The 8,670-nt window shown below is 73.4% G+C and carries 8 protein-coding genes; 4 read left to right on the forward strand and 4 right to left on the reverse strand.

Going from position 1 to position 8,670, the window contains the following annotated elements; genetic code table 11:
• Positions 1 to 1,820, reverse strand: a 1,820-nt coding sequence (locus tag HG543_RS48355; RefSeq protein ID WP_169351745.1) for a sensor histidine kinase, incomplete at its 3' end; no start/stop codon positions are given.
• Positions 1,821 to 2,027: 207 nt separating this feature from the next.
• Between HG543_RS48355 and HG543_RS48360 the strand changes: the two genes are divergently transcribed.
• The 4 genes from HG543_RS48360 to HG543_RS48375 all read left to right on the forward strand — a co-directional run bounded on the left by HG543_RS48360 (position 2,028) and on the right by HG543_RS48375 (position 6,911).
• Complete coding sequence (locus HG543_RS48360) at positions 2,028 to 3,248, forward strand: C39 family peptidase (protein ID WP_343073628.1); 1,221 nt, start codon at positions 2,028 to 2,030, stop codon at positions 3,246 to 3,248.
• A gap of 69 nt (positions 3,249 to 3,317) precedes the next feature.
• Positions 3,318 to 4,142, forward strand: coding sequence for a class I SAM-dependent methyltransferase (locus tag HG543_RS48365; protein WP_169351746.1), 825 nt, complete (start codon positions 3,318 to 3,320; stop codon positions 4,140 to 4,142).
• Positions 4,143 to 4,148: 6 nt separating this feature from the next.
• Positions 4,149 to 4,682 carry an HD domain-containing protein gene (locus HG543_RS48370; RefSeq protein WP_169351747.1) on the forward strand — a complete coding sequence of 178 codons (534 nt, stop codon included), beginning with the start codon at positions 4,149 to 4,151 and terminating at the stop codon, positions 4,680 to 4,682.
• Between the two features lie 144 nt (positions 4,683 to 4,826).
• Positions 4,827 to 6,911 (forward strand): L,D-transpeptidase family protein, encoded by a 2,085-nt coding sequence (locus tag HG543_RS48375; protein WP_246357834.1) that lies wholly within the window; start codon positions 4,827 to 4,829, stop codon positions 6,909 to 6,911.
• A 12-nt stretch (positions 6,912 to 6,923) separates the two neighbouring features.
• Here HG543_RS48375 and HG543_RS48380 read toward each other — a convergent pair whose 3' ends face one another.
• From HG543_RS48380 to HG543_RS48390, 3 genes are all read right to left on the reverse strand, one after another.
• Positions 6,924 to 7,337 (reverse strand): secondary thiamine-phosphate synthase enzyme YjbQ, encoded by a 414-nt coding sequence (locus HG543_RS48380; protein ID WP_169351748.1) that lies wholly within the window; start codon positions 7,335 to 7,337, stop codon positions 6,924 to 6,926.
• A gap of 4 nt (positions 7,338 to 7,341) precedes the next feature.
• Positions 7,342 to 8,091, reverse strand: a complete 750-nt coding sequence (locus HG543_RS48385; protein WP_169351749.1) for an alpha/beta hydrolase — start codon at positions 8,089 to 8,091, stop codon at positions 7,342 to 7,344.
• On the reverse strand, positions 8,091 to 8,670 hold a 580-nt coding region (locus HG543_RS48390), incomplete at its 5' end, for a peptidylprolyl isomerase (RefSeq protein WP_246357835.1). The genes HG543_RS48390 and HG543_RS48385, both read right to left, overlap by 1 nt.

Raw genomic sequence — 8,670 nt, forward strand, 5'->3', positions numbered from 1 at the left:
GTGGCGGGCTCCGCGTCCGCGACATGGCGGGGCAGGGTGACGGTGAAGGTGCTGCCCCTGCCGGGCCCCTCGCTGTGCAGCTCGATGCGGCCACCATGGGCCATCACCACGCTGCGCACGAGCGCCAGGCCGATGCCGAGCCCTCCCTCGCTCCGGTCCACCGAGCGCGGCCCCTGCACGAAGGGGTCGAAGATGCGCTCGGCCAGCTCGGGGGCGATGCCCTCGCCATCGTCTTCGACGGCGAGCCGCGCCTCCTCGCCCTGCGACTCCGCGTGGACGCGCAGCCGTCCCCCGGGGGGCGTGTACTTCGCCGCGTTGGTGAGCAGGTTGGAGACCACCTGCGTGAGCCGGTCCGCGTCGCCCCACACCGTCAGCCCCTGGCGCGGCACGGCCACGTCGAGCGCATGCCGGCGCTGCTGGATGAGCGGCATGGAGGACTCCACCGCGCGCGCCACCACGTCCGACAGCTCGACGGGGGCGCGGTGCAGCGACATCTTCCCGCGCACGATGCGCGCCAGGTCGAGCAGGTCATCCACCAGCCGCACCACGTGGCCCAGCTGGCGCCGGATGACCTCGTGCTCGGGCGTCTGGGCCAGCCCCCGCAGGCGCAGCAGCTCCAGCGAGCTGACGATGGGGGCGAGGGGGTTGCGCAGCTCGTGCCCGAGCATGGCGAGGAAGGCGTCCTTGGCCCGGGTGGCGGCGATGGCCTCGGCGCGCGCGGCCTCGGCCGCCTCCAGGTGGGCATCGCGCTCGCGCTCGCGGGCCTCCAGCAGGCGGCCGGAGCGCTCCAGGGCCTCGTTGAGCCGCGCCATCTCGCGCACCTCGGAGGGGCGCACCCGCGCCGTGGCGCCGCGCGCGAGCGCGTCCGCGGCCTCCGTGGCCTCGGAGATGGACTGGCTGATGCGCCGCGAGAGCTTCCAGGCGCCGGCCGCGCTCAGCAGCAGCATGGCGAGTCCGAGCAGCCCTCCGGCCAGCAGCGAGCGGCGCGCGGGCGCGTCCAGCACGCGCCGGGGGCTGACCACGGTGGCCGTCCACCCGGACGCGCTGTGGCTGAAGGCGGCGTAGACCGGCTCGCCCTCCATGGAGTGGTCCGCGTAGACGCCCTCGTGCGCGGCGCGCGTGCGCTCCAGGAAGGACGGCGTCGCCTGCTGGCCCACGAAGCGCTCCGGCTGGCGGGTGCGGGCGGCCACGCGTCCATGCGTGTCCACCAGGGTGCGCGTCCACTCGACGTCGTCCGACACCTGCCGGGCCACCACCTCCGAGAAGGCCTCGGCGGTGACGACGGCGGTGAGCACGTAGCGCAGGTGACCTTCTCGCAGCACCGGGACACGCAGGGGCACGGCGAGCCGCTTCAAGGGGCCCCGGCCCTGGGCGAGGTTTCCCACCGAGGGCCGCAGCGTCTCGCGCACCTGCGCGACGCTCTCCGGCTCGGCGACCTCGGGCAGCGAGGTGCCGAGCGGGAAGTTGGTGTTCATCAGCGGCCGGCCCTCGGGAGACAGGAGGATGAGGGCCAGCCACCCGTGCTGCGTCTTCACCACCCGCGCGCACTCCTCCTGGAAGCGCTGGAGGTCGCCCGCGTCCAGCGAGGGAGAGGAGGACAGCGCCTCCAGCGTGCGCATCGAGCCGCTCAGCTCGCGGTCGAAGGCCTCCGCGAGCGAGCGCGCCGAGGTGAGCACCCGCCGCTCGGCGGCCGCGCGCTCGGCGCGGGCCACGAAGAAGAAGAGGCCACAGGCGAAGGCCACCACCGGTAGCAGCGCGCTCAGCACGAGCCTCAGCAGGTGCCTGCGCAGCGGCGGGGGAGGGCGGAGGCGTGAGGCCATGGGCCGGGCTCGTCGGGACAAGGCGGTACCTGCCTGAGCGATAGCCCGGCGGCCGGAAGCGGACCACCTTACCGGCCACGCCGCAAGCCTGCTCGGCCGCTTCATGCCCAGTGCGGGGAGGTGGGAGCGCATTGGAGTGGACTGTCGGCTCGTCACGCGCCTTGTGTGCCTTGTGTGACGAAGGCCGGGGCCTCCAGACTCCGCGCCGTGAAGACCCGCACCCTGCCCGTACTGACCCTCGTCGCGGCCTCCAACCTGGTGGCGTGTGCCTCGCCACCGCGAAGCCCCGAGGAGCCGCCAGCGGAGGTGGTGGCGCCGGCCCGCCTGTGGCGGCGGAGCGCGGCGGAGCGGGACTTCGAGCGCTTCACCCGCGAGGGAACGACGCTCGCGGCGGATGGCGCGCTGGAACTGGACGCGGCGGCCCCGACGGGCACCGGCGCGCCGGACTTCGGTGGCGAGTACCGCCGCGGCGTGGCCATCTCCGAGACGCAGCTCGTGCCGGGAGGCTTCACCAGCGTGGTGCCGTCCTTCGACGCGCTCACCCCGCCGGGGACGTGGCTCGAGGTGACGCTCGCCGCGCGCATCGAGGGGACGTGGACGCGGGACTACGCGCTGGGCGTGTGGGCCTTCGACAAGCAGCCCGTGGCACGGCACAGCGTGAATGGTCAGCAGGACGCGGACGGGACGGTGTCCACGGACACGCTCAACCTGAAGCGCCGCGCGGACGCGCTGCGGATGAAGGTGTGGCTCTACTCCTCGCGGCCGGATGCGACGCCGCGGGTGCGCGCGCTGGCGGCGGCGGTGAGCGACCGGCGGGGCCCGCCCGATGACGGCACGGCGGAGCGGAGCGCCTGGGGCACGGTGCTGGACGTGCCGGCGTACTCGCAGATGCTCTACCCGGACAAGGGGCCCGTGTGGTGCTCGCCCACGTCCGTCACCATGCTGCTCGACTACTGGAGCCGGAAGCTGGAGCGGCCCGAGCTGCGCGCCACGGTGCCCGAGGCGGCCGACCGCACGTATGACGAGGTCTACGGAGGCACCGGCAACTGGACGTTCAACACCGCCTACGCCTCGGCGATGGGGGGCGGAGCGCTGCATGGCCTCGTGGCGCGGCTGGACGGCTTCGCTCCGGTGGAGCGGCTCGTCGCGGCGGGCCTCCCCGTCAGCATCAGCATCGCCTACGAGGAGGGCGAGCTGCGCGGTTCGCCGCTGCGGCGCCTGGATGGGCACCTCATCGTGGTGAAGGGCTTCACGCCGGAAGGGGACGTGGTGTGCAACGACCCCGCCTTCCCGACGGACGCGGCGGTGGAGGTGACGTATCCGCGCGAGCAGCTGCTGAAGGCGTGGCGTCACTCGCGCGGGGCCACCTACGTGCTCTGGCCGGCGGGCACCTCGCTGCCGGACGGCGTGGTGGGCCTGCTGAGGTGAAGTTCTTCCAAGTCCTGCCGGTCCGCGCCGTGTGATAGCCATGCGGACCCTCACCGGAAGGAGTCCGCCATGTCAGTCGCGTCGCCCCTCGCCGTGCCCGAGCCGTGGGACCTCGTCGCGCCGGAGTACGTGCGCGAGCTGATGCCCGTGTTCGAGACCTTCTCCCGGGATGCGCTCGCGCGCGCGGACGTGGGGCAGGGCACCCGCGTGGTGGATGTCGCGGCGGGGCCCGGGACGCTGGCGCTCCTCGCGGCGGAGCGGGGCGCGCGGGTGACGGCGGTGGACTTCTCGGCCCGGATGATTGGCGCGCTGCGGGAGCACGCGGCGGCGCGGCGGCTCGAAATCGAGTCGCTCGTCGGGGACGGCATGGCGATGGCGCTGCCGGACCGGGCATTCGACGCGGCGTTCTCGATGTTCGGGCTGATGTTCTTCCCGGACCGGGCCCGGGGCTTCCGCGAGCTCCACCGGGTGCTGGTGCCGGCAGGCCGCGCCGTCGTGTCGAGCTGGGTTCCAATGGAGCGCTCCCCGGCGATGAACGTGGTCTACAAGAGCTTCGCGGAGCTGATGACGGCGAACGGAGGCGGGGGCGGGGCGCCACGCGACGGGATGATGCCGCTGTCGGACCCGGAGACTTGCCGGCGGGAGATGGCCGGGGCCGGCTTCGTGGACGTCGCCGTGCACGAAGTCAGTGCCGATGCCCGGTACGCCTCGACGGCCGCGCTGGTGGACGCGATGGCGCGGTCGAGCGCTCCCGTCGTCCTGGCGCGCAAGGCGCTCGGTGAGAAGTGGGGCGGCTTCGAGCGGGCCTTCCTGGAGAAGGTGACGGCGGAGCTGGGCACCGGCCCCCAGGTCTGCACGTTCAACGCGTACCTCACGGTGGGCACGCGGAGGTGAGGACGGATGCCTCGGAGTCCCGCTGAAGCCCTCGCGCTGCTGGCGAGTCTCGGTGCGTCGCCCTGGCTCGTGCGCCATCACGAGCTGGTGCTGGAGGCCGCCGACCTCCTGACACGGCGGCTCGCAGGGGAGCTGAAGGTGTCCTTCGCGCGCGAGGAGGTGCTGCTCGGCGCCGCGCTCCATGACGCCGGCAAGGTGCTGCACCCCAGCGAGATGAGCGAGCCCGGCCACCAGCACGAGCCCGCGGGGCAGGAGCTCCTGCTGTCCAGGGGCGTGCCGCCCTGGCTCGCGCGCATCTGCGTCACCCATGCCGCCTGGCGGCGGGACGACCTGAAGCTGGAGGAGCTGCTCGTCGCGCTCGCGGACACGCTCTGGAAGGGGAGCCGCGTGCCGGAGCTCGAGTCGCGAGTCATGCAACGAATCGCCGAGCTCACGGGACAGCAGGCGTGGCAGGTCTTCGACCGGCTCGATGCCATCTGCGAAGCCGTGGCCGCCGATGGCCCGGAGCGCCTCGAGCGCTCGCGGGTGGGCTCGGATTGAGGGCCTGGAGCCCCCGTTTCCGTTGCATGTGACAACCGCCGCTGCGGGCGCACGGAATGCGCACCCGCGCGGGGCCCCGCGCAGACGGGCTCACCTCGGACGACGTTGAGCCTGGCCGCCTGCTCTCGATACGGTGTCGCATCCATGTATCGTCGGCTCCCGCTCGCCCTGCTCCTGTCTGTCATTGCTTGCGATCCTTCGTCCAAGCCGGGCGTGTCACACCAGGATGGCGGCGGGGCCCGGGTCCAGGGCGCCGCGTCGGTGGAGGAGCGCCCAGGAGCCGCGAGCGTCGCCGGGGCGGGTGTCGCCCCTGTTGCCCGGACCGCGGCCGATGCAGGTGAGCACGCGGCCGGAGCCACTGCTTCGGCCACCTCGGCCGGGGCGCTTCCGAGCCTGTCGTCCGATGGTGGCGCGGACGGGCAGCCCGCCGGCCTCGTCGCCATGGCACGGACCCTCACGGCCGAGGCTCCCTCGGGCCCATCCTCCGACGGAGGCGAGGGCGGACAGGCCTCCGGCCCTGACACCCCGGCGCATGCCGCCTCGGGCGCACTGCTCGCCGCCTGGCAGCGGACCGCCGACACCGCGGGCACGGACGGCGGTACGACCTCCGCCGCTTCTGCTCCCTCGCTCGCGCAGGACGTCGCGGGAGCCCTCCCCCTCGGCCCGAGGACGGCGCTCGTGGTGGCCTCGCTGGTGCCGGACGTGGGCCCGCGAGCCGCCGTGCCCGCGCTCGCCAACGACCCGGCGCTGAGCGCGATGCCCCGGCCCGAGCCTCGGGGTGACGAGGAGGAGGAGACCGGCGCCGCCCCCGTCGAGCAGCTCGTCGTCATCCCGGACCGGAAGAACCCGGGCGCGGAGCTGGTGCTCGGCCCCGACGGCGAGCCGTTGGAGGACACCGGCCTCGTGCTCGACGACGTGGACCCGTCGCTGGACCCCGAGGACTTCGAGCCCGGCGTCGCGGCCGCGGGTGGCGCCGACGCGGGGACGGCGCCGTACGCCATTCCCTACGCGCCGGACGCGGGCTCGCTGCGGGTGCTGCGCTCCATCGCGGTGCGCCAGGAGCCGCGCCGGGACGCGCCGCCGCTGGGCACGGTGGCGCAGGACATGCGCGTGCGCTGGAAGGGCGACACCGCCATGCGCGGGCCGGACTGCGACGCGTGGGTGCAAATCGAGCCGCGCGGCTGGGTCTGCGAGCGCTACCTGGAGCCCAACTTCCGCGAGCCCCGCGTGAGGGACTTGCCGAAGGTGCGCGAGGGCGAGCTGACGCCGGGCACCTACGCCCGCGTGGTGGGCAAGCGCGTGCGAGCATTCCCGAGCCTCGCCCTGGCGAAGGCGCGCAGGAAGGGTGTGTTGCTGAAGGGCTCGGTGACGGTGCAGCTGCGCGGGCAGGTGCGCGTGGGCCGCCGCACCTTCTGGCGAACCACCGACGGCCAGTACCTGGAGGCGAAGGTGCTGCGCGAGTACCGGCCGTCCGCCTTCGAGGGCGTGGGCGAGGAGGTGCTCTCGGAATTGTCGGCGCCCTTCGCCTGGGCGCAGTCGCGCGCGAAGCCCGACGCCGACGTGGCGGTGCGGGTGGCGCCGGACGCGAAGGCGACGTTGGAGACGGTGCTGCCGCCGCGCACGCTGGTGGCGGTGCGCGAGCTGTCCACGGATGGGCACTGGGTGCTCATCTCGGAGAACCACTGGGTGGCGCGCGAGGACCTGCACGTGGCCTGGTACACGCCCGCGCCGCCCGAGGTGGGGCCCGGCGAGCGGTGGCTGGACGTGGACCTGGAGGCGCAGGTGCTGGTGGCCTACGAGGGCGAGCGCCCGGTGTACGCGACGCTCATCTCCTCCGGGAAGCCGGGCACGGACACGCCGGAGGGGCTGTTCCGCATCTGGGTGAAGTTCGCCGAGGCCGACATGACGGGCAACGGCACCGCGGGCAACGACACCTACCGCGTGGCCACGGTGCCGTGGACCATGTTCTTCCAGGACGACTACGCGCTGCACACCGCCTACTGGCACGACCGCTTCGGCGAGCCGATGAGCCACGGCTGCATCAACCTGGCCCCGAAGGACGCGCGCGCCCTCTACACCTGGGCCGCGCCGGAGGTGCCCACCGGCTGGTCCATGGTCCACGCCACGCCGGACGCCCCCGGCTCCTGGGTGCGCATCCGTGGGCAGGTGAAGCCCAAGGTCCCCGAGCGCAAGGTCACCGTCGCCGCCAACGCGAGGCGCGCGCGCTAGAGGCGCCCGCCGTCAGCCCACCACGGACACGGTGACGCGGCGGCGGTGCGGCGACGTGCGGTGCTCCCAGACGTAGACGCCCTGCCACGTTCCCAGGTCCACGTCGCCGTCCTTCACGGGGATGCTCAGCGAGTTCTGCGTGAGCACCGTGCGCACGTGCGCGGGCATGTCGTCGGGCCCTTCCGCGTCGTGCACGAAGAGCGGGTCGCCGTCCTTCACCAGCCGCGCGAAGAAGGACTCCAAATCCCTGCGCACGTCCGGGTCCGCGTTCTCGCACAGCAGCAGGGACGCGCTCGTGTGGTGCAGGAACACGGTGCACAGCCCCTGCCGGGCGCCGCTCTCCGTCACCGCCCGGCGCACCTCGCCGGTGATGTCCGTGAAGCCGCGCCCCCGCGTGGACACCGTGAGCTCCTTCGCGTGGTACATGCCCTCAGCGTCCTCCCAGCCGCGCCACGAGGAACGTGGCCAGCCGCTCCATCTCCTCGGGGGCGATGGTGTGCGGCCCGTCGAAGGGCAGGAAGTCCACCGACAGGCCGGACCCGGTCAGCACGTCGCGCAGGCGCTCGGCGGCGGAGAAGGGCAGCACGTCGTCGTAGCGCCCGTGGGCCTGGAACACCGGCAGCCCCTTGCGGGCGGATGCCTTCTGCCGCCACTCCGGCTCGGACGTCAGCGTGCCGGACAGGATGCACAGGCCGCCGGGCGCCTCCTCCAGCCGCAGCGCCACGTCCGTCGTGACCATGCCGCCCTGGCTGAAGCCGCCCAGGACGATGCGCCCGTAGGGCAGCTTCATGGACGTGGACAGCGCCTCCACCACGCTCATCACCGCCCTCCGCGCGGCCGGCATGCCCGGCGGCACCTCGCGGGCGAAGACATCCCAATCCCGCATCTGCCTGAGCATGACGGCCTCGGGCAGGTGGAACCAGGCGCGCCCGTGGGGCATGCCCCACTCGGCCAGCGTCAGCGGGGCGCCGGGGAACACGAAGCGCACGCGCTCGGCCAGCGCCGCGTCCAGCGACATCAGCTCCGGCGCCAGATACACCAGGTCCGTGGCCGGCGCGCCGAAGCCATGGCAGAGCACCACGGCCAGCTGTGGCGCCTCGCCCTCGGCGAGCGCGTCCACGACGTTGCAGTCCAGCTCCCCCAGGCGCGTGGTGACGCGCCGGGCGGTCCGGCCTCCCATCACTTCCCGCCCGCCGGCGCCGCGTCGCTCATCGTCACCTTCTGGATGACCACCTGCTGCAGCGGCCGGTCCGCCCGGTCGCGCTCCACGTTGGAGATCTTCTCCACCACCTCATAGCCCTGCACCACCTCGCCGAAGATGGTGTGGCGGTTGTTGAGGTAGCCCGGCGAGGACGTGGTGATGAAGAACTGGCTGCCGTTGGTGCCGGGGCCGGCGTTGGCCATGGCCAGCAGGCCCGGCTTGTTGAAGGTGCGGCCGCTCTGGAACTCGTCCTCGAAGCGGTAGCCCGGGTCGCCGCGGCCGGTGCCCGTGGGGTCGCCGCCCTGAATCATGAAGCCCGGAATCACCCGGTGGAAGATGACGCCCTCGTACAGTGGCCGGCCCTGCACCTGCTCGTTGGTGCGAGGGTCCTTCCACGACTTCTCGCCCGTGGCGAGCCCCACGAAGTTGGCCACCGTCTTCGGCGCGTCCTTGGAGAACAGGCGCACGACGATGTCACCCTGGTTCGTGTTCAGGGTGGCGTAGACCTCCTGGCCGGCCTGCACCTTCTTCGTCCACTCCCCCGTGGCGGCCGGGGGC

It is taken from the genome of Pyxidicoccus fallax (assembly GCF_012933655.1).
Classification (GTDB): Bacteria; Myxococcota; Myxococcia; order Myxococcales; family Myxococcaceae; genus Myxococcus; species Myxococcus fallax.